This window comes from Bradyrhizobium sp. Gha (assembly GCF_900113735.1).
Classification (GTDB): domain Bacteria; phylum Pseudomonadota; class Alphaproteobacteria; order Rhizobiales; family Xanthobacteraceae; genus Bradyrhizobium.
The window spans coordinates 67,615-86,190 of sequence record NZ_FOQM01000014.1; the positions used below are offsets into that span (position 1 = coordinate 67,615).

The following is an 18,576-nucleotide window of genomic DNA, read 5'->3' on the forward strand; positions in this document are numbered from 1 at the left end:
TTCCGGTGGAACCGGGCAAGGGCGGGGTGCCAAGGAGGGCACAGGATTTCGCGCAGCCCTTAGCATGGCCGGAAAACGGTTTCGACCTCCAAAGGATCAATCGCTTAACGAGTTTGGCGTCCCGGAAAGAGGTAACAAAATACCTTATCCCGAGGTCTGCTGCTCGGCAAGGGGTGGCGGATGCGCCATGAAGTATTGCGCATCTCCAATGGGTCGGATGCGGTCTCATCAGCAAGCTGCGGCGCCAGATCGAGCATTCACTGCCGTTCGCCTCGATGCACCCGCGTCCGCAGGCCCACGACATCACGATGAGGATTGAGCGCGGCTGGCAAATTGCCACATACTCAATTTGGGTATGTCGGATGATACGTTCGCTGCTGCCATCGTTTACAAGATGAATGCTGGTTTCCGATTCATGCGCAATGCTTCAGACATCATCCGGACGGTCTCGCGGCACACACTGGCCTACATGCTGTTCTCGATCAGCGAGATGTTCCGGAATTACGACGAATTCGATCCGATGGACCTTCTGATCGTTCATGCGATTCTCAATGCGAACGTCATCAACGTGATGAACGATCCGTCCCTGGACGAGAAGTTTTCCAGCATTCACACGGTCGAGCCGGATGTGATCAAGCAGGGCGTGTCCCGCGCGGCGCTCTCTCGCTTCCTCAGCCTGCCGCTGGAGACGGTTCGCCGTCGCGTGACGGGGTTGAAGCGACGGAAAATTCTGGCCGAGACCAAGGCGGGGCTGATCGTGACCGAGCAGAACGCCTTCAAGTTCGGCAACAACCACGAACTCCAGAAGACCAACATGTTGCTGCTCACGAAACTGCTTCGCGATCTCAAGCGCGCCGGCATCAATGGGCCGGATGATTTGCGGGCGCCCGAGGGCGCTGCAGCGACCAGGAAGGCGACGTAGCGGCAGGATAATGGATCGGAGCCCTCTCGACATTGCTTGCGATGAAGCGCAGAAGGGCGCCGCGGACTGCGTGTTGTCGTTCCAGGGTCTCAAGCCATCCACCGCGCTCGAGCTCCGGTCGTATGACATCGATCATTTCGGCGACAGTGAGAGATATGCCGGCGCATCCAGCATGCCGTTGTCTGCTGGCTCGACTTCAATCATGCGCGCGCGGCTCGGCCTGCCGACCCTGAGCCTGTCGCTGGTGAAGACCTTCCCGCGGATTATCCGGGGCTATCAGCTCGCGCATGCCGCCGCCGTGGTGGTGCCGATGGATCACGTGGCCTCGACCCGCATCAACGGGCAATCGATAGGCAGCTCCATCGTCATTCTGAAGGGATTGTCCGATTGCCTGGTCTATGAGCCGGTCGGTCGTCTGATCGGTGTCGTCTACTTCACGCCGCCCGCGTGCGAGCCCTGGTGCCATCTGGATGATGGCTATCATTTGCTGAGCCTGGCCCCGAACGAGCTCGCCTCTTTGCGTGGCCTGATCTCCACGACCCTCGAAACCGCCGCCAATGATCCGGACTATTTGGCCCGGCCGGCGTCGCAAACGGTCCTCGAGCAATCCCTGCTCAGCGCGATGGATACGGTCATTTGCTCGGGCGTGAACAGCAAATCCGTCCATGCCACCACGGCGAGCTACCTGCGGATCGTCGCCGACATGGAAAGACTGATCCGGCACGATCTGACGAGATGGCTCAAGATGACCGAAATGGCAGAGCGTGTGGGCGTTTCGGTTCGCACGCTGCAGAGTGCGACGCAGGCCATCTGCGGCATGAGCCCGCATCGCTATAGCCGGGTCCTGCGACTCTGGTCGGTGCGCAAGCAGTTGCGCGTCGGTCCGGGACGACGCAGCGTGAAGGCCTGCGCGATTGCACATGGCTTCTGGCATCTGAGCGAGTTTGCGGCGAGCTACAGGGCCGCGTTCGGCGAGCTGCCCTCCGAGACGCTGCATCGATCACTGCGCGAGCACAGCTAGAGGCCGCGACCTAATCGCGTGAGCCGCCCCAGTCGCCCAGTACAGCCTGGACCAATGCCAGCGCCGCGACCGCAGCCGTGTCGGCGCGCATGATCCGCGGGCCGAGGGCGAGCCGCAGGATCTTCGGTTGCCGCAGCAGCAAGGCACGCTCCTCCTCCGCAAAGCCGCCTTCGGGGCCGATCAGCACGTCGATACCTTGGCCGGTCTGGCGGGCGTCCTGCAGGCTTTGAATGGGGCTTTGAAGCTCCGCCGCCTCATCGCAGAAAATCAGCAAGCGTTCGGCCGGGCGTTGACTGAGATAGCGGTCGAGCGGCACCGGCTCGGTCACGGTGGCGATGCTCAAAATGCCGCATTGCTCGGCCGCCTCGACGACGTTGGCGCGCATGCGCTCGGTGTTGACCCGGGAGGCCTGGGTGAACCGGGTCAGGACCGGTTGAAGCGTCGCGGCGCCCATCTCGATGGCCTTCTGGACCATGTAATCGAGCCGGGCATGCTTGAGCGGGGCGAAGACGTAAGCAAGATCAGCCGGCCGGTCCTGGGGCCGGACCTGCTGGAGAATGATGAGGTTGTCGGGCCGCTTGCGGCCGTCGATGGCGGCCTGCCATTCGCCGTCGCGGCCGTTGAACGCCAGGACCTCGGCCCCGGCGGCAAGCCGCAGCACGTTGCCGAGGTAGTTGCTCTGGTCGCGGTCGAGCGGAACCCTGGCATCCTGGGCCAGGGGGGCGTCGACGAACAGGCGGGGGCCGCGAAAATCGTAGGAAGCCATCGTTCAGGTCCGATTTGTCGCCGTTTCTTAACCGAAACCGGTCCATTGGGGGTAAATATCGCCCTGATAGTGCGTCGGCACGCCGCGCTCTTGCCCTATTCGACGGTTGTTAAGCGCCGGCAGGAATCGTAAGAACGCGAGCACGCTGGTTGCGCTTCAATTTGGGTAGGCGCCGAAACCCGTAGCTCCTGCCGGAGAGACTATCTTGATGATCCGTCGTTTGATGGTTCCGATCACCGCTGCCATGGTCGCCATGGGCGCCGCGGGAGCTTATGCCCAGGGGTTCCCGGCGCCGCTGCCGAATCAGGGCGCAAGCGATCCGGCGTTTCCGCCCGTCAACGGCCGGGCGCCGGTTGCCTCGATCGGCGGCGCGCCGCAAGCCCCGTTCCCGACCAACGGCGCGGCCCCCATTGGTGGCGCCGGCGCTTTCAGCGCGGCCCCGCCGACGCAGGCCGGTCCCGGCGAGGACTGCATGAAGGCGTTCATGCCGCTCCGCGAGGAAGCCGAGAAGCGCGGCAAGCTGATCAAGGCCGCGAGCGATCGCCACGCCCCGCCTGACGAAGCCTGCAAGTTGATCAGGAACTTCAGCCAGGCTGAGCTCAAGATGATCAAATACATCGAGACTCACGCCGCCAAATGCGGAATCCCGCCGAACGTCGGCGAGCAAATGAAGACCGGTCACAAGAATACCGAGTCGATGCAGACGAAGGTCTGCAACGTCGCGCAGCAGATGGCCAACCAGCCACGCGGCCCGGCCGGGCCGTCGCTGAGCGAGGTGTTGGGTTCAGGCACTGCGCCGGAAGCCAATGCCGGCAAGAAGGGCGGTAGCACCTTCGACACGCTCAACGGCAACGTTCTCACCCGATGAGTGACGCATCCGCCCGCGTTGCCGACTCTACCGGCAACTGGGTCGATACGCTTGCGCCGCACTGGGCGCGGCCCTATCTGCGGCTGTCCCGGTTTGATCGTCCGATCGGTTCCTGGCTGCTCCTGATGCCGTGCTGGTGGTCGGCGGCGCTCGCCAGCGGCATGGCGCATGACGTCCACCGCCTGCCGCTCGTGATCGTACTGTTCTTCATCGGCGCCTTCGTGATGCGCGGCGCCGGCTGCACCTGGAACGACATCACCGACCGTGATCTCGACGACAAGGTCGAGCGCACCCGCTCGCGGCCGCTGCCGTCGGGGCAGGTCACGACGAAGCAGGCACTGGCCTTCATGGTCGCGCAGGCGATGATCGGTCTCGTGGTGCTGCTGCAGTTCAACCGCTTCGCGGTGGCGACCGGCATCGCCTCGCTTCTGATCGTTGCCGTCTATCCTTTCATGAAGCGCATCACCTGGTGGCCGCAGATCGTGCTCGGGCTGGCCTTCTCCTGGGGCGCGCTGATGGGATTTGCCGTCACCTTCGGACACATCGACATCACTGCGCTGGTGCTCTACGCCGGCGCGATTTCGTGGGTGATCGGCTACGACACGATCTATGCGCATCAGGATGCCGAGGACGACGCGCTGATCGGCATCAAGTCCACCGCGCGCCTGTTCGGCGCGCACACGCATCAGGCGCTGATCCTGTTCTATGGCTTGGCGGTGATGCTGATCGGTGTCGCGCTGGCGTCAGGCGATGCGCGCTGGCCGGCGTGGATCGGGCTTGCCGCCTTTGCCGCGCATCTGGCGTCGCAGATCATGCGGCTCAGGATCGACGATCCTGAGCTGTGCAAGCGGCTGTTCTATTCGAACAAGTATGCCGGGGCCCTGCTGTTTGCGGGATTGCTGACCGACGCCGTGATCCGAGCGGCCTAGGTCCGCGCGATGATCTCGCGCTCCGCGCGATGAATGGGCAGATCGCGCGCCATGGTGGTGCGGCGGCGCATCAAGAATTTCGGACGACGATCGCGGATCGCATTGGCGCGGCGGCGACGCGGTGCCGGCTTGCGGGCAGCCTCGTCGAGTTGCGGCAGCGCAAACAGCTCGCTCCAGATCGCCCAGGCCTCGGCGAGATCGTCGCCATCGGCGCTGACCAGCAGCGGAACGGAGAGTGAGGGGTCGCGATGCACAAGCACGAGGGTCTGCGCCGCGTCATTGCCGCGTAGCGCGACGCCGGTGAAGTCGCTGACGCGCACGTTGATCGCCATCTGCATGCCGCGAACGGCACGGCGCAGCACGACACGTTCGCGATGAAGCTCGATCTGCCGGGTATAGCCGTCGGCGCGCGGATCATGCGCATCGAAGCGGACCGGAAGGGAAAGAGGGTCGAGCCGCAGAGAGCGGCTCGACCCGGTGGGGTTGACCCCACATGTTGCTGTTTGACGCCTCACGGCTTTCGTTCTCCCCGCCAGGATTATGTTCCCGGTCGATGCGAGGACCTTACCGCAGGCCTTTCCGAAACCGCTTAAAAAGGCTGGTTAACCCACCGTCACTGCCGCTCATGATTGACAAGACCTTGGCGCGCATGATTGACGAGACGTTGCGCGAGAGTAGCGAATCTGAGCTTTTGCAGGCTGAAAATGCTTGAAGTCCGCGCGATCAGGGCACATTTGTGGTTCCGGTCCCCGAACCCCGCCCCAACAGGATTTCGTTTGTGAACCCTTCACCAAGCCCGACGCTTTCGTCCAAAGCCAATCGCGACCTGTTCGATCAGTCCGCGCTCTCCGATCTCGCGCAGCGCCTGGTCGAGGCGGCGAAGCGCGCCGGCGCGGATGCGGCCGATGCGGTCGCGGTGCGCGGCATCTCGCAAGGCGTCGAGGTGCGCGACGGCCGCGTCGAGGAATCCGAGCGGTCCGAAGGCGACGATGTCGGCCTGCGCGTGCTGGTCGGCCAGCGCCAGGCCGTGGTCTCCACCAATGACGCGAGCGGCGACGCCGTGACCAAGCTCGCCGAGCGCGCCGTCGCGATGGCGCGCGTTGCGCCCGATGACAAATATGTCGGGCTCGCCGATCCAGCGCTGCTCGCGCGCGATTTCCCCGATCTCGATCTGCTCGATCCCGATGTGCCCGCCACGGCCGAGCTCGAGCGCCGCGCGCTTGAGGCCGAGGCTGCGGCACTCGCCGTGAAGGGCGTGAGCAAATCCGGCGGCGCTTCGGCTTCCGCCGGCATCGGCGGCATGGTGCTCGTCACCTCGACCGGCTTCCACGGCTCTTATCTGCGTTCCAGCCAGGGCATCTCGGCGACCGCCATCGTCGGTGAAGGCACCAGCATGGAGCGCGACTACGACTTCACCTCGGCGCCGCACGGTGCCGATCTGCTGTCGCCCGAGATCGTCGGCCGCTCCGCCGGCGAGCGCACCGTGGCGCGCTTCGGTCCGCGCAAGGTCGAGACCTGCAAGGTGCCGGTCGTGTTCGATCCGCGTGTTGCAGGTTCACTGGTCGGCCATGTCGTCGGGGCCATCAACGGCGCCTCGATCGCACGCAAGACCAGCTTCCTCAAGGACAAGCTCGGCCAGCAGCTGTTTGCGAAAAACATCCGCATCGTCGACGATCCCCTGCGCAAGCGCGGCCTGCGCTCGCAGACGTTCGACGCCGAGGGCGTCGCCGTGAAGAGAACCGCGCTGATCGACGAGGGCGTGCTGACGACCTGGCTCCTGGATTGCGCCACCGCGCGCGAGCTCGGCTTCACCACCACCGGCCATGCCCATCGCGGCGTGTCGTCCTCGCCGTCGCCCGGACCGTACAATCTGCATCTCGAGCCGGGCACACCGACCCCGGCCGAGCTCATCGGCGACATCAAGCAGGGCTTCTACGTCACCGATCTGATCGGCTCCGGCGTCAACGGCGTCACCGGCGATTACAGCCGTGGCGCTTCCGGCTTCTGGATCGAGAATGGCGAGCTCACCTATCCCGTCAGCGAGGTGACGATCGCCGGCCACCTGTTCGAGATCTTCAAGTCGATGCAGCCGGCCAACAATCTCGAGTTCCGCTACGGCATCAATGCGCCGACGGTGCGCATCGAGGGTTTGACGCTTGGCGGGCGGTAATCTTTCGGACGCGACCATCCTGAGGCGCGACGTAGCGCTGCTGCAAGACACGGTGCGGGAGGCGGGCGCGCTCGCGCAGTCGATGTTCCGCACCGAGCTGAAGAAGTGGATCAAGGGCGCATCCTCGCCGGTTTCGGAAGCCGACATCGCGGTCAACGATTTTCTCGAAGCGCGCCTGCGCGGCGCCAGGCCTGACTATGGCTGGCTGTCGGAGGAAAGCGCCGATGATGCGACCCGGTTGTCGCGGCGGCTGACCTGGGTGGTCGATCCGATCGACGGCACACGCAATTATTTGAACGGCCATGACGAATGGTGCGTCAGCGTCGCGCTGGTCGAGGATGCCTCGCCCGTGCTGGCGGCGGTGTTCGCGCCGGTCAGCGGCGAGTACTTTTTCGCCGTCCGCGGCCAGGGCACGCTGCTGAATGACAAGCCCGTGCGGGCAACGTCCGGGGCCGCGCTCGATTTCGCACGCGTCGCAGGCCCCAAGCCTTTGGTCGAGCGCCTGAAGCCGTCACTCGGCGAGGTCAAGCTGCATCCGCGAATCGGCTCGCTGGCGCTGCGGCTGTGCCGGGTCGCCAATGGCGGGCTCGATGCGGCGTTTGCCGGCGGCAATAGCCATGATTGGGATCTTGCGGCGGCCGATTTGATCGTGCAGGAAGCGGATGGTAGGATGAGCGACCTCTCTGGAGATTCCATCCTCTATAACAGGCGGGAAGTGACGCACGGGGTGCTGGTGGCAGCGGGACGCGATCGTCATGCGAGCATTGTCGCGCATTTTCGAAACCGTCCCCTGGCCTGAGCATCGTCGCCGCGCTTGTCGAAGACTGCTTTGCCGGGCAACCTCTTAGGAACCGAACCCATGTCAGATAGTGCCCCGCAACAACTGCTTCACCTCGTCATCGGGGGTGAGCTGCTCGATCTCGAGCACAACACCTTCAAGAACCTCGACGAGGTCGAGATTGTCGGCCTCTATCCGAACTATGCCTCCGCCCATGTCGCCTGGCGTGCCAAGGCGCAGAGCACGGTCGACAACGCGCAGATGCGCTATTTCATCGTCCACCTCCATCGGCTGCTCGACCCCAACCAAGAACCGAAGCCGGCGCGTTGAAAAAACTGCTTCGCAATGCGCTGCGAAGCAGCCTTGTTCAGCGTGCCGCAGGGGTCCTGGCGGCCGAATATCTGCGCTTTGTCTGGCGGACCAACAGGTTCACGTTCGATCCACCCGACGTCTATGACCTCGTCGAGCCGCAGATGCCGGCGATTTTCGCATTCTGGCACGGCCAGCATTTCCTCACCCCGTTCATCAAGAACAAGGATTCCTACCGCGCCAAGGTCCTGATCTCACGCCACCGCGACGGCGAGTTCAACGCGATCGCGGTCGAGCGGCTCGGCGTCGGTACCGTCAGGGGGTCCGGGGATCACGGCGGCGCCTTCCATCGCAAGGGCGGGGTCGGCGCCTTCAGAGAAATGGTGTACACGCTCGAGGACGGTTGTAATGTCGCGCTGACCGCCGATGTGCCGAAGCGCTCGCGCGTGGCAGGCCTCGGCATCATCATGCTGGCACGGGAATCGGGGCGGCCGATCATGCCCTTTGCAATGGCGACCAGCCGCTTCATCCGGCTCAAGAACTGGGACCGCACCACCATCAACCTGCCGTTCGGCCGGGGCGTCTTGGTCGGCATCAAGGAAATTCACGTCCCCGCAGATGCCGATGCGGCCACCATGGAAGCGCTGCGGCTGGATCTGGAAGAGACTCTGAACGAAGCGACCCGTCGCGCCTATGAGCAACTCGGCCGTCCGGGACCTGCAGATGGCTAGTTCGCTGCCCAACTCGCTGCCCAAGTCCTTGCCGATGACGCTGCGGATGTATCGGCGTCTCGCCACCGGGCTGGTGCCGCTCGCGCCTGCGCTGATCAAGCGGCGGCTGAAGCAGGGCAAGGAAGATCCCGCGCGCGTCGGCGAGCGGCGGGGTCTCTCCCGCGACGTGCGGCCGCACGGCCCGCTGGTCTGGATTCACGGCGCCAGCGTCGGCGAGGTGCTGGCGGCAGCCGCGCTGATCGAGCGCCTGCGCGATCTCAACCTCCGCATCCTGCTCACATCGGGCACCGTGACGTCGGCTGCCGTCGTGGCCAAGCGTTTTCCGCCCGACGTCATCCATCAATACGTGCCGTATGATTCCCCGCGCTACGTCGCGCGCTTCCTCGATCACTGGAAGCCGTCGCTGGCGCTGTTCATCGAATCCGACCTCTGGCCGAATCTGATTTTGGCGGGCGCGGCGCGCCGGGTTCCGATGGTGCTGATCAACGGGCGGATGTCGCCGCGCTCCTTCCCGCGCTGGCGGCGGATGCACGGCACCATCTCGGCGCTGCTGTCGCGCTTCGACATCTGCCTCGCGCAGTCGAAACTGGACGCCGAACGCTTCTCCGCGCTCGGTGGCCGCGACGTCGTCACGACGGGCAATCTCAAGCTCGACGTTCCGGCGCCGCCCGCCGATCCCGCCAGGCTCGAGCGGCTGATGGCGATGACGCGCGGGCGTCCGATCATCGTCGCGGCCTCGACCCATCCGGGCGAGGACGAGATGCTGGTCGCGGCGCATCGCAGCCTCGCCGGCGTCTTTCCGCATCTTCTGACCGTGATCGTGCCGCGGCATCCCGATCGCGGCTCATCGATTGCGGGCATGATCACGGCGTCGGGGCTGAAGCCCGCGCTGCGCTCGCGCGACGAGCTGCCGACCGCCGTGACCGACGTCTATGTCGCCGACACGATGGGCGAGCTCGGCCTGTTCTATCGCCTCTCGCAAATCGTGTTCATCGGCAAATCGCTGGTCGGCGAAGGCGGACAGAATCCGATCGAGGCGATCAAGCTTGGTGCGGCGATCGTCCACGGACCGAACGTCGCCAATTTCAGCGAACTCTATGCGGCCCTCGACCAGAACGGCGGCGCGCGCCAGGTCGACACGCAGGAGGCGCTGACGAGGCAGCTCGGCCTGTTGCTCGCCGAGCCTGCTGTGCGCGACAAGATGCAGCGCGCCGGCGCCGGCGTGGTCGAGGAACTCGGCGGCGCGCTCGATCGCACCATGACGGCGCTCGAGCCGTATCTGATGCAATTGCGGATCGAGATGGGAGCCGCCAATGCGTGAGCCGGCCTTCTGGTACCGGCCGCGTTCCCCGAAGTCGCATCTGCTCCGTCCGTTGGGCGCGCTCTATGGCGCCATCACCGCACGGCGCATGGCGCTCACGGGTTTCGACGCCGGCATTCCCGTGCTCTGCGTCGGCAATTACCATGTCGGCGGCGCCGGCAAGACGCCGACCGTGCTGGCGTTGACCAGGCTGTTGCGCGAGCTCTGCGAGACCCCGGTGGTGCTCAGCCGCGGCTATGGCGGCCGCCTGCGCGGTCCTGTCATGGTCGATCAGACGCGTCACACCGCCGCCGATATCGGCGACGAGCCATTGATGATGGCGCGCGACGTTGCCGTCGCGGTGGCACGCGATCGCCGCGACGGCGTCGCGCTGGCGAAGTCGCGAGGCGCCAGCGTCATCCTGATGGATGACGGCTTTCAGAACCCGCTTCTGTTGAAGGATGCCTCGCTGATCGTGATCGACGGCGAACGCGGCCTCGGCAACGGCAAGGTGTTTCCGGCGGGCCCCCTGCGCGCGCCGCTGCGAGCGCAGCTCGCGCACACCGATGCGCTGGTGCTGATCGGCGACGGTCACGCCGCCGATGGTGTTGCGGCCGAGATCTCCGCACGCAACAAGCCGGTGCTGCGCGCGCATCTGAAGCCGGACGTGGCCTCAGTCGCGCAGCTCTCCGGCAAACCGGTTTTCGCATTTGCCGGCATCGGCGATCCCGAGCGCTTCTTCCGCACGTTGCGCGCCAGCGGCATCACGGTCGCGCGCACGCGCGCCTTCGCCGATCATCACATGTTTTCGCAAGCCGAGATCGCCGCGCTCGTGGCGGATGCCTCGCGCGACCAGCTCACGCTGGTGACGACGGAAAAAGATCTCGCGCGCCTGCGCGGCGGCGATTGTGTGCCCGATGGCATCGTGCCGTTCGCGGTCCGGCTCCAGTTCGATGAACCGGAAAAGCTGCGGCGATTGATCAGCGATCATCTGTACAACGCGCGCGAGCGCCGATTCAGCGCGCCTTGATCCCGTACGTCGGGCAATGTTTCTGCCCTAGCCCAAAAAGCCACATGTCGCGGCTGGCGAATCCTCTTCCGCGTGTTGGGGAGTTGATGTAGCCTTCGATGAGAGCCGTCACCGGGAGGTGCCGAACTCCCGGCAATTATCGGCGGCGTTTATGCCCACGGCGGGCGGCGTACCTTCATCATTTCAAATGCGGAGGCCGTAACGACGAGCTCGGAACGGCAGGGAGGCTATTACCAAAAGCTCAGAGGAGAACATGCCATGCATTTTTGCCTCACAGGTCAATACACGCCACGCGCTCTCAACGCGATCCTGGAAAATCCCACGACCAACCGCCAGGAAGCGGCGAGAAAACTCATCGAGGCGGCCGGCGGAAAGCTGGTTTCGATGTACAGCGTTGCGACCGACGGCCCAGGCGTTCTCGTGATTTTCGAGGTGCCTGATCCGAGTGCGGCCCCGGCCATCTCGGGCCTCACCGTGACGGCGGGCACCCTGCAGAACGTGAAGCTGACGCGCTTGTTCACCCAGGACGAGATCAAGCAGGTTCGCCAGAACGCGGCCAAGCTGCGTTCGTCGTATACTCCGCCCGGAAGCTGAGATCCGATCGGAAGCGGGGCCGCCGCAATCGCACCACGCGGCGGCAACGCTTCAGCATTCGGGCGTATTCATGTCCGCCTCCCAAACTGTTGCCAATTGCTCGGTCAATCCAAAGCGGGAGAGGTCGCCGTTCTTCGGGCCGGCCGCTTCAATTCGACGCGTGGCGGCCGGGCTTGCGATGTGTGTCCATCCCGTGCCGGCGCCCGGCCAGAGATCATCTCTACAAGGCCCGCGAGCGGCGCTTCAGCACGCGCTGATCTCGCCGCAAGCACAGATCTCGTAGGTTGGGCTGGTCGAAGGCGTAACTCACCCTGCGGCAGCCCGCTATTCAGCCGACATTCATCGCAAAGCCGCTATCGCTCTCCGGCGATCCTGGGAGACTGCGATGAAACCGTTCTTTGCTGCGCTTGCCGCCGGTCTTGTGTGTCTGATCGTTGCGCCGGTGTTTGGGCAGACGCCGCCCGCTGCTCCGGCCGCCGCGGTGCCGGTTCCCGCGACCAAGCGCGTGACGTGTCTCGGCTCGACGCAGAATCTGAAAGGGCAGGACAAGCGCGACCAGATGCAGCTCTGCATGGCACAGGCGCGGCTCGATTGCCTCAAGCAGGCGATCGATCAGAAGGTCGTCGGCGAAGCGCGCAAGAGTGCGATCAAGTCTTGCGTGGGCACCGATGATCCGACGCAGCAATAGCCGCGCGCGCGAAGCCTCACGATTGCGGTTTCGGCGCGTTGGGGAAATGCCGCTGCAGCACGGCGGCGGGCGTGGCGTAGGCTTCCTGCAGGTCCACGCTCCAATATTTCAGTTCGTCGAGCGGGATCCGCGTGTCTGATATGGCGCAGCGCACGAACGTGCCCGGCGAGATCACGCGGAAATCGCCGTCGAGATATTGCACCTGCGCCTCGCCATTGCCCGAGGGGCCGAACTTGTTCAGCACGGTCGAAAGTCTCCGTGGAAGGGCCCTCCTGGAAATCCTTGATGGACGACCTTGGGGGCTACGATGTGTTGGACCTGAAGTAGCATAGATAGGGCGGCTTGTCCGCCCGTTAAACCCACCGGTTTGTGATGTTTTGCCGCCGTTTGTGCATGATAGTGCTGGGAGCCTTACGGTACCGCCTGCGACAGAATCCGATGCGCCTTCGACTGACCGCCCTGTTCCTGACTGTCTCGATGTCGGCCGCGCACGCGGCTGCGGCGTCGTCGGCGCCTGCGCAGGTGGAGATTCCCCTGTCGTCGGGCATCCTTCATGCGCAGCTGTTCAAGCCCGAGGGGGCAGGGCCGTTCCCGACGGTGATCGCGCTGCACGGCTGCGGCGGCCTCGGCAGCCGTTCCGATTCCGTCCAGCCGCGCTATCGCGACTGGGCCGAGCGTCTGCTCAAGGCGGGTAATGCCGTGCTGCTGCCCGACAGTTACGGCTCGCGCGAGCTTGGGCCGCAATGCCGCGTCAAGGAGACGCACGTCAAGGCGCGGCGCGAACGCGTCTCCGACATCGCGGCGTCGCGGGCCTGGCTGATGAAGCAGAGTTGGGTGGCGCGCGACCGCGTCAGCCTGATCGGCTGGGCCAACGGCGCCAGCGCGCTGCTCTGGGCGGTACGTCCGCAGAGCGCGGCGCGTGAAACAGGTCCGGATTTCCGCGCCGCCATCGCGTTCTATCCGGATTGCCGGATCTCCGCCGGGCTCGGCTGGAGCACGCGGGTGCCGACATTGGTGTTGATCGGCGCCAATGACGACGTCTCGTCGCCGCCGGCCTGCCGCCAGATGGTGGACGGCGCGCATGGCCGCAGCGCGCTCGCGCGTATCGTGGTCTATCCCGGCGCCTATCACGATTTCGACCGCGCCAACACGCCGCTGCACGCCGCCGCCGCCAGCAGCGACGCCGCCGCGCCCGATCGCGGCCATCTCGGCACCGATTCCGAAGCGCGCGCGGAATCGCAGAAGGAAGTCGCGGAGTGGCTGGCGCGCTAGCAGTGCCTTAGTTCGACCATGATGTCGGTTAAACGCATCTGTCATGCGCAACCGCATCGTCATCTTCTCATCCGCACTGGTCGTCTTCACCGTCGCAGTGTTCCTGTTCGAAGCCCACGCCGGCTCGCCCCTGCGCGCGCCTGATCATTGCGGCTTCTGGACCACGATGGACGCGGGACTGTCCTGCCGGTAGGGGCGACTGTTCCCGCATGTCGCTCCGCTGATGCGGACGACGGGCTGCTTCCACGCCTTCATTGCGAGCGTAGCGAAGCAATCCAGAGTCTCTCCGTTGGGGGATTCTGGATTGCTTCGTCGCATCAGCGCAAAATTGCTTCGCAATTTTGTCGCGAGCTCCTCGCAATGACGAGGGGCAAGCGCATCCACACAGACTGTGTCATCGCCCGGCCAATGCGCAATTGCGATCCAGCACTCCGGGACGCCTGTCGTTCATTGATAAGCCGCGGCGTGCTGGATTCCCCGCTCCAGTGCGCACTTGCGCACAAGGCGGGGAATGACAGCGAAAGCGAAGCGCCGCCATCGCGCCTCTAGAACAAGCTGCCCTGATCCACCGGCTTCCGTTTCGGCGCAGGCTTCGTCTCCTGCGCGGCCTTCGGCTGCGCCGGCGCGCGCTTCGGCGTTGGCGCCGCGCGATCCGCATCCGCGGTCGCGCCCACGCGTCCATCCGCGAACTCGATCGCGATCCGCGCATTCGGCCCGACGCTGTCGGCCGAATGCAGCGGATGCCCGGCTTCATCGCGCACCAGCGCAAAGCCGCGGGCGAGCACGCCGCGATAGGACAGCGCCGAGAGCAGCTTGCCGCTGTTTTCGACGCGGGCGTCCAGCCGCTGCAGCAGCGTCACCAGCGCGCGGCCGGCGCGCTCGGCCAGACGATGCGTGCGCTCGCGCTGGCGGGCAATCGCGTTGCGCTGCGCCTGCGCGTTGGAGAGTTTTGAGGCGCGCAGGCGCACTTCAAGTCCGGCGAAACGGTCGCGCCGACGTCGCAGCAGCGAGCGCGCGGACAGGCCAAGCCGTTCGCCGCACACGGTGAGCCGGTGGTCGGCCTGCGCGATCTGGCCGTGCAGCACCCGCAGCGTCAGCTTCGAAGCTGCCGCGGTGAACCTGCGGAAATGCGCATGCGTGTTGGCCTTGAGGCAGCGGGGCAGGGACGCGCCCGCCGAATCAAGCCGCTGCCGCGGGATCGCGAGCAGATCGCCGGCCGCCGGCAGCGCGCGCGCGGCGGAGCGCAATTCGTTGCGGCGGTTTTCATGGCCACGTTGCCAGCAGGCCCGCGTGCGCCGCGCGAGATCGGCGACCTCGACGAACAGGTCGCTGCGCACCGGCACCGCCATCTCGGCCGCCGCCGTCGGCGTCGGCGCGCGCTTGTCGGCGACGAAATCGATCAGCGTGATGTCGGTCTCGTGGCCCACCGCCGAGATCAGCGGGATCATGCTCTCGGCTGCCGCGCGCACCACGATCTCCTCGTTGAACGACCAGAGATCCTCCAGCGAGCCGCCGCCGCGCGCGACGATGAGCACGTCGGGCCGCGGAATCCTGCCGCCCTCGGGCAGGGCATTGAAGCCGCGGATTGCGGCCGCGACCTGCTCGGCCGACCCTTCGCCCTGCACTTTCACCGGCCATACCAGCACGTGACGGGGAAAGCGGTCCTCGAGCCGGTGCAGGATGTCGCGGATCACGGCGCCGGTCGGCGAGGTCACCACGCCGATCACCTCGGGCAGCCAGGGCAGGAGCTGCTTGCGCGCCTCGTCGAACAGGCCTTCGGCGGCGAGCTTCTTCTTGCGCTCCTCCATCAGCGCCATCAGCGCGCCGATGCCGGCCGGCTCCAGCGCCTCGATGACGATCTGGTATTTCGACGAGCCCGGATAGGTCGTGAGCTTGCCGGTGGCGATGACCTCGAGCCCCTCCTGGGGCTTGAAGCGCATGCGGCCGTGCACGCCCTTCCAGATCACCGCCTCGATCTTGGCGCTCTCGTCCTTGAGCGCGAAATAGCAGTGCCCGGAGGAATGGGCGCCGCGGAAGCCGGAGATCTCACCGCGGACCCGGACATGGCCATAGGTGTCCTCCACCGTCCGCTTCAGGGACTGCGAGAGCTCGGAAACGGTGAATTCGGGCGCGTTGTGAAGAGGTTCCGCAGGCGGCATCGGCAATCGATTCGGCATTTTGGGGTCAGTTCAGACGTTAAGGATTTTCGCGGCGCGACGCCAATCTCGCTCTTGATCGCAAGAGTACTCTGTAATATAGAGTTCTCTATTGATTGTAAGTTCAGGGAGTGCTGAGCCATGGCGGGGCTGATGCTGCGAGGTGTTTTGGGCTTGCTCAAATGGGGCCTGTGCGCGGTCGGCGCCATGGCGCTGATCCTCACCGCCTTGATCGCGACGCCGCTGCAGCGGCCGGCGGAGATGCGCTCGGTCTCGGACTCCGCCAAGGGCATCGACTGGTCCACCCTGCCGCCGCTGGAGCGCTTTCAGGCCCGCGACGGCACCTGGCTGGGCTATCGGCATTATCAGCCGAAGGGAGGAAGCACCGACCGCGGCGCGATCTTCATCCATGGCTCGTCCGGCTCCTCCGGCACCGTCAATCACGCGCTGACGGCGGCATTGGCCGCGCACGGCGTCGAGACCTGGGCGCTGGATACGCGTGGCCACGGCGCCTCGGGCACCCGCGGCGACATCGGCTATGTCGGCCAGCTCGAGGATGATCTCGTCGACTTCGTCGCCCATGTCAGGAAGAGCGCGCCCGACTTGCCCCTGACATTGATCGGCCATTCCGCCGGCGCCGGCTTCTCGCTGCGCATCGCCGCGACGCCGATCATCCAGGACCTGTTCGTCCGCACCGTGCTGGTCGCGCCCTATCTCGGCTATGACGCGCCGACCAATGTCGCGCATTCCGGCGGCTGGGCCAATGCCGACATCCCGCGCTTCCTCGGGCTCACTGCGCTCCGCAAGCTCGGTATCGACTGCTGCGCGCAGCTGCCGGTGCTTGCCTTCGCGGTGCCTGCGAATTCGGAGCGCTATCTGACCGCTGTTTATTCCGACCGCCTGATGCGCAATTTCGCCACGCACGGCTATCGCCTCGATCTTCCTGCCGTCACGCATCCGATGACGATCTTCGGCGGTACCGAGGACGAGATGATGATCTCGGCCAAATATGCCGAGACCGTGCAGGCCATCAAGCCTGATATCGACGTCAAGATCATCGACGGCGTCAACCACATGGGCATGGTCACCAACCCGAAGGCGGTCAACGCGATCGCCGAGGACGTGGCGATGCGGGGCGCCACGGGGAGCTGATCATGTTTGCGCATTTGACAGCCGTAGGGGCCGTTCATGCGGTGCTGGCGCTGCTGTGCCTCGTCGTCGGGCTCGTCCAGTTTCTGCGCCCGAAGCGCGGCGCAGGTCATCGCGCGCGCGGCTATTTCTATGTCTACGCCATGCTGCTCGCGGACGCTGCGACCCTCCTGCTCTATCGGTTCACCGGCCACTTCAACGCGTTTCACGTCGCCGCGATCGTGAACTTCACGTTGATCGTGCTGGCGATCGTCCCGCTCCTGCGCGCGCCGCGGCCGTCGAACTGGCGCAGGATCCACTACAATTTCATCGCCTGGTCCTACGTGTCGCCGGTCTCGGCGGGACTCACCAACGTCGCTGCACGGCTGCTGCCGCTGGCGTCACGCGAGCAGGTCGCCTTGATCGCGCTCGTCGTCTCGCTTCTGACGATGGCGATCGCGCATATCCTGATCCGGAAGCATCAGCCTCCGTCGGAGGCACCCATCGTGTCCGCCGCCCTGGCCGGGCAGAACGGAGCGCCGTCGTGATCGACAGCAAGCAGGCTTCCGAAGCGCTTGATGACATCGATGACACCGTTCGTCGTGTGCGCCAGTCGCAGATCTACGAGGTCTCCAGCCTCGCTTTGCTGATGTGGGGTGTGCTGGCCTTCGTCGGCAACATCGCGGGCTGGTTCTGGCCGCGCTACGGACTCTATTTCTGGTTCGCGCTGTACGGGGTGTCGGCGATCGGCTTTGTCGCGCTCGGCGCCTATCACCGTTCGAAGAGCCGCATCCGCGTGTTCGACGGCCGCTATTTCCTGACCTTCGCGCTGATCGCCGCCTTCGGCATCTTCTGCTGCTATTTTGGCCATTTCACCCCGCGCCAGCAGACGGTGTTCTGGCCGATCTACGTCATGCTGTTCTACATGATGGCGGGCGTCTGGTTCGGCACCGCCTTCCTCGTGATCGGCGCCACCATCATCGCCCTGACGCTGATCGGCTACTACTTCGTCCCCGGCATCTCGCTGCTGTTGTGGATGGCCGCCGTCAATGGCGGCGGCTTGACCCTCGGCGGCCTCTGGATGCGGCGCAACTGATGGCCGAGCTCGACGACATCATCCACCAGCCGCTGCGCCTGAAGATCATGGCGGCACTGAATGCGCTGCCGCAGGAGGTCGGCCTGGAATTCGCGCGGCTGAAGAAACTCACCGGCGCCACCGACGGCAATCTCGGCGCCCATATCGAGACGCTCGCCAAGGCCGGCTACGTCTCGGTGGAGAAGGCCTTCGTGGGGAAGAAGCCGCAGACCACGGTGACGGCCACCGCGGCGGGCCGCGGGGCGTTCGCGCGGCATGTGGCGACGCTGCAGGAAATCATTGCGGGGAAGCAGGTGTAGCTCTGCGGGCGCGATGCGCATTGCTGCGCCCTCGCCCCTTGCGGGAGAGGGCATCCCCGCCGGCAGACACAGGCTCACTTGGGTGAGGGGTTCTCTCGGTGAATCCTACTCCCGATTGGGTCTGCGGATACGACCCCCTCATCGCTTCGCGGCACCTTGAAGGTGAGGCAGCATTCCAATGGTGGATCCCCTACCGTGAGTCAGCTGGCGACTTGGGTTTGGCGAGCATGCTCTGCGCTCGGCTTGCGGGCCGAGCTGGGGTTTCGGCTCGTGCTGTCGAGCGGTCAGGCCGTCGTTACGGTCGCGCGGATTGCAGATCTTGGAGCTCCTAACGGAATGCTCTTGATCCGCGCTGACGACGACGTTCGCGACCATGTTCAGGAATTGCTGGATGCCGGCTACGGTTACTCGGTCGTCGACGAGCCCTGGCCGGACGAACAGTTTGACGTGACGGCATTTCAAGAAATGTTTCGCGATTGGGGGTGGAGCGGCCGGTTGGGAGCCAAGCCTGCTTGGATG

Annotated in this window: 23 protein-coding genes; 19 read left to right on the forward strand and 4 right to left on the reverse strand. The window is 65.2% G+C overall.

The genetic code is table 11. The features are described 5' to 3' along the window. Positions 1–415: 415 nt before the first annotated feature. Together BM222_RS18345 and BM222_RS18350 are read left to right on the forward strand one after the other, a co-directional pair. Positions 416–922 (forward strand): hypothetical protein, encoded by a 507-nt coding sequence (locus BM222_RS18345; protein WP_092230193.1) that lies wholly within the window; start codon positions 416–418, stop codon positions 920–922. A 202-nt stretch (positions 923–1,124) separates the two neighbouring features. After that, positions 1,125–1,943, forward strand: coding sequence for a helix-turn-helix domain-containing protein (locus BM222_RS18350; RefSeq protein WP_244547182.1), 819 nt, complete (start codon positions 1,125–1,127; stop codon positions 1,941–1,943). A gap of 10 nt (positions 1,944–1,953) precedes the next feature. Here BM222_RS18350 and BM222_RS18355 read toward each other — a convergent pair whose 3' ends face one another. Continuing rightward, entirely contained in the window at positions 1,954–2,709 is a 756-nt protein-coding gene (locus BM222_RS18355; protein ID WP_092229997.1) for a 16S rRNA (uracil(1498)-N(3))-methyltransferase, read from the reverse strand. Positions 2,710–2,917: 208 nt separating this feature from the next. Between BM222_RS18355 and BM222_RS18360 the strand changes: the two genes are divergently transcribed. Together BM222_RS18360 and ubiA are read left to right on the forward strand one after the other, a co-directional pair. Continuing rightward, positions 2,918–3,577, forward strand: a complete 660-nt coding sequence (locus tag BM222_RS18360) for a hypothetical protein (protein WP_092229999.1) — start codon at positions 2,918–2,920, stop codon at positions 3,575–3,577. Next, positions 3,574–4,506 (forward strand): 4-hydroxybenzoate octaprenyltransferase, encoded by a 933-nt coding sequence (ubiA, locus tag BM222_RS18365; protein ID WP_092230000.1) that lies wholly within the window; start codon positions 3,574–3,576, stop codon positions 4,504–4,506. The genes BM222_RS18360 and ubiA overlap by 4 nt, the downstream gene beginning before the upstream one ends. Here ubiA and BM222_RS18370 read toward each other — a convergent pair. Continuing rightward, the gene (locus tag BM222_RS18370; RefSeq protein WP_092230002.1) at positions 4,503–5,021 is read right to left on the reverse strand and encodes a DUF6101 family protein; all 519 of its coding nucleotides are present in this window, start codon (positions 5,019–5,021) and stop codon (positions 4,503–4,505) included. The genes ubiA and BM222_RS18370 overlap by 4 nt on opposite strands. A 263-nt stretch (positions 5,022–5,284) precedes the next feature. Here BM222_RS18370 and BM222_RS18375 point away from each other — a divergent pair, with 263 nt between their 5' ends. From BM222_RS18375 to BM222_RS18410, 8 genes are all read left to right on the forward strand, one after another. Continuing rightward, positions 5,285–6,676, forward strand: coding sequence for a TldD/PmbA family protein (locus BM222_RS18375; protein WP_177243303.1), 1,392 nt, complete (start codon positions 5,285–5,287; stop codon positions 6,674–6,676). Then, positions 6,663–7,475 (forward strand): inositol monophosphatase family protein, encoded by an 813-nt coding sequence (locus tag BM222_RS18380; RefSeq protein WP_283810245.1) that lies wholly within the window; start codon positions 6,663–6,665, stop codon positions 7,473–7,475. Before BM222_RS18375 ends, BM222_RS18380 begins: the two co-directional genes overlap by 14 nt. A gap of 60 nt (positions 7,476–7,535) precedes the next feature. After that, positions 7,536–7,784, forward strand: coding sequence for a DUF4170 domain-containing protein (locus BM222_RS18385; RefSeq protein WP_092230005.1), 249 nt, complete (start codon positions 7,536–7,538; stop codon positions 7,782–7,784). Beyond that, entirely contained in the window at positions 7,781–8,494 is a 714-nt protein-coding gene (locus BM222_RS18390) for a lysophospholipid acyltransferase family protein (RefSeq protein WP_092230007.1), read from the forward strand. Before BM222_RS18385 ends, BM222_RS18390 begins: the two co-directional genes overlap by 4 nt. After that, a complete protein-coding gene (locus tag BM222_RS18395; RefSeq protein ID WP_092230009.1) occupies positions 8,457–9,815 on the forward strand; it encodes a 3-deoxy-D-manno-octulosonic acid transferase in 1,359 nt (452 codons plus the stop codon). The genes BM222_RS18390 and BM222_RS18395 overlap by 38 nt, the downstream gene beginning before the upstream one ends. Next, on the forward strand, positions 9,808–10,824 hold the full coding sequence (gene lpxK, locus BM222_RS18400) for a tetraacyldisaccharide 4'-kinase (RefSeq protein ID WP_092230011.1): 1,017 nt from the start codon (positions 9,808–9,810) through the stop codon (positions 10,822–10,824). The genes BM222_RS18395 and lpxK overlap by 8 nt, the downstream gene beginning before the upstream one ends. 258 nt (positions 10,825–11,082) lie before the next feature. Continuing rightward, positions 11,083–11,418 (forward strand): GYD domain-containing protein, encoded by a 336-nt coding sequence (locus BM222_RS18405; protein ID WP_092230013.1) that lies wholly within the window; start codon positions 11,083–11,085, stop codon positions 11,416–11,418. Between the two features lie 385 nt (positions 11,419–11,803). Continuing rightward, positions 11,804–12,106: a hypothetical protein gene (locus BM222_RS18410; protein ID WP_092230015.1), complete on the forward strand. Its 303-nt coding sequence runs from the start codon at positions 11,804–11,806 to the stop codon at positions 12,104–12,106. 16 nt (positions 12,107–12,122) lie between these two features. Here BM222_RS18410 and BM222_RS18415 read toward each other — a convergent pair whose 3' ends face one another. After that, complete coding sequence (locus tag BM222_RS18415) at positions 12,123–12,350, reverse strand: DUF2093 domain-containing protein (protein WP_092230017.1); 228 nt, start codon at positions 12,348–12,350, stop codon at positions 12,123–12,125. 194 nt (positions 12,351–12,544) lie between these two features. Between BM222_RS18415 and BM222_RS18420 the strand changes: the two genes are divergently transcribed. Both BM222_RS18420 and BM222_RS40085 read left to right on the forward strand, forming a co-directional pair. Then, the gene (locus BM222_RS18420) at positions 12,545–13,378 is read left to right on the forward strand and encodes a dienelactone hydrolase family protein (protein ID WP_177243304.1); all 834 of its coding nucleotides are present in this window, start codon (positions 12,545–12,547) and stop codon (positions 13,376–13,378) included. Between the two features lie 43 nt (positions 13,379–13,421). After that, positions 13,422–13,571 carry a hypothetical protein gene (locus BM222_RS40085; protein WP_143105992.1) on the forward strand — a complete coding sequence of 50 codons (150 nt, stop codon included), beginning with the start codon at positions 13,422–13,424 and terminating at the stop codon, positions 13,569–13,571. Between the two features lie 352 nt (positions 13,572–13,923). Here BM222_RS40085 and xseA read toward each other — a convergent pair whose 3' ends face one another. Beyond that, positions 13,924–15,555, reverse strand: coding sequence for an exodeoxyribonuclease VII large subunit (gene xseA / locus BM222_RS18425; RefSeq protein WP_092230020.1), 1,632 nt, complete (start codon positions 15,553–15,555; stop codon positions 13,924–13,926). A 120-nt stretch (positions 15,556–15,675) separates the two neighbouring features. On the opposite strand from xseA, the gene BM222_RS18430 reads away from it, so the two are divergent. The 5 genes from BM222_RS18430 to BM222_RS41155 form a co-directional block, all read left to right on the forward strand. Continuing rightward, a complete protein-coding gene (locus BM222_RS18430; protein WP_177243305.1) occupies positions 15,676–16,686 on the forward strand; it encodes an alpha/beta hydrolase in 1,011 nt (336 codons plus the stop codon). A gap of 2 nt (positions 16,687–16,688) precedes the next feature. Next, the gene (locus BM222_RS18435) at positions 16,689–17,210 is read left to right on the forward strand and encodes a DUF2306 domain-containing protein (protein WP_092230022.1); all 522 of its coding nucleotides are present in this window, start codon (positions 16,689–16,691) and stop codon (positions 17,208–17,210) included. Beyond that, positions 17,207–17,758 carry a hypothetical protein gene (locus BM222_RS18440; RefSeq protein ID WP_092230024.1) on the forward strand — a complete coding sequence of 184 codons (552 nt, stop codon included), beginning with the start codon at positions 17,207–17,209 and terminating at the stop codon, positions 17,756–17,758. Before BM222_RS18435 ends, BM222_RS18440 begins: the two co-directional genes overlap by 4 nt. Then, positions 17,758–18,057, forward strand: coding sequence for a winged helix-turn-helix domain-containing protein (locus tag BM222_RS18445; protein ID WP_092230026.1), 300 nt, complete (start codon positions 17,758–17,760; stop codon positions 18,055–18,057). Before BM222_RS18440 ends, BM222_RS18445 begins: the two co-directional genes overlap by 1 nt. Before the next feature lie 336 nt (positions 18,058–18,393). Continuing rightward, positions 18,394–18,576, forward strand: a 183-nt coding sequence (locus BM222_RS41155; RefSeq protein WP_210188509.1) for a hypothetical protein, incomplete at its 3' end; no start/stop codon positions are given.

Bases quoted from the DNA above. Each gene is read 5' to 3' on its own strand.
- BM222_RS18345 (WP_092230193.1), top strand. From the start codon at position 416: ATGCGCAATGCTTCAGACATCATCCGGACGGTCTCGCGGCACACACTG.
- BM222_RS18350 (WP_244547182.1), top strand. From the start codon at position 1,125: ATGCGCGCGCGGCTCGGCCTGCCGACCCTGAGCCTGTCGCTGGTGAAG.
- BM222_RS18355 (WP_092229997.1), bottom strand. From the start codon at position 2,709: ATGGCTTCCTACGATTTTCGCGGCCCCCGCCTGTTCGTCGACGCCCCC.
- BM222_RS18360 (WP_092229999.1), top strand. From the start codon at position 2,918: ATGATCCGTCGTTTGATGGTTCCGATCACCGCTGCCATGGTCGCCATG.
- ubiA (WP_092230000.1), top strand. From the start codon at position 3,574: ATGAGTGACGCATCCGCCCGCGTTGCCGACTCTACCGGCAACTGGGTC.
- BM222_RS18385 (WP_092230005.1), top strand. From the start codon at position 7,536: ATGTCAGATAGTGCCCCGCAACAACTGCTTCACCTCGTCATCGGGGGT.
- BM222_RS18395 (WP_092230009.1), top strand. From the start codon at position 8,457: ATGAGCAACTCGGCCGTCCGGGACCTGCAGATGGCTAGTTCGCTGCCC.
- lpxK (WP_092230011.1), top strand. From the start codon at position 9,808: ATGCGTGAGCCGGCCTTCTGGTACCGGCCGCGTTCCCCGAAGTCGCAT.
- BM222_RS18405 (WP_092230013.1), top strand. From the start codon at position 11,083: ATGCATTTTTGCCTCACAGGTCAATACACGCCACGCGCTCTCAACGCG.
- BM222_RS18410 (WP_092230015.1), top strand. From the start codon at position 11,804: ATGAAACCGTTCTTTGCTGCGCTTGCCGCCGGTCTTGTGTGTCTGATC.
- BM222_RS18420 (WP_177243304.1), top strand. From the start codon at position 12,545: ATGCGCCTTCGACTGACCGCCCTGTTCCTGACTGTCTCGATGTCGGCC.
- BM222_RS40085 (WP_143105992.1), top strand. From the start codon at position 13,422: ATGCGCAACCGCATCGTCATCTTCTCATCCGCACTGGTCGTCTTCACC.
- xseA (WP_092230020.1), bottom strand. From the start codon at position 15,555: ATGCCGAATCGATTGCCGATGCCGCCTGCGGAACCTCTTCACAACGCG.
- BM222_RS18430 (WP_177243305.1), top strand. From the start codon at position 15,676: ATGGCGGGGCTGATGCTGCGAGGTGTTTTGGGCTTGCTCAAATGGGGC.
- BM222_RS18435 (WP_092230022.1), top strand. From the start codon at position 16,689: ATGTTTGCGCATTTGACAGCCGTAGGGGCCGTTCATGCGGTGCTGGCG.
- BM222_RS18445 (WP_092230026.1), top strand. From the start codon at position 17,758: ATGGCCGAGCTCGACGACATCATCCACCAGCCGCTGCGCCTGAAGATC.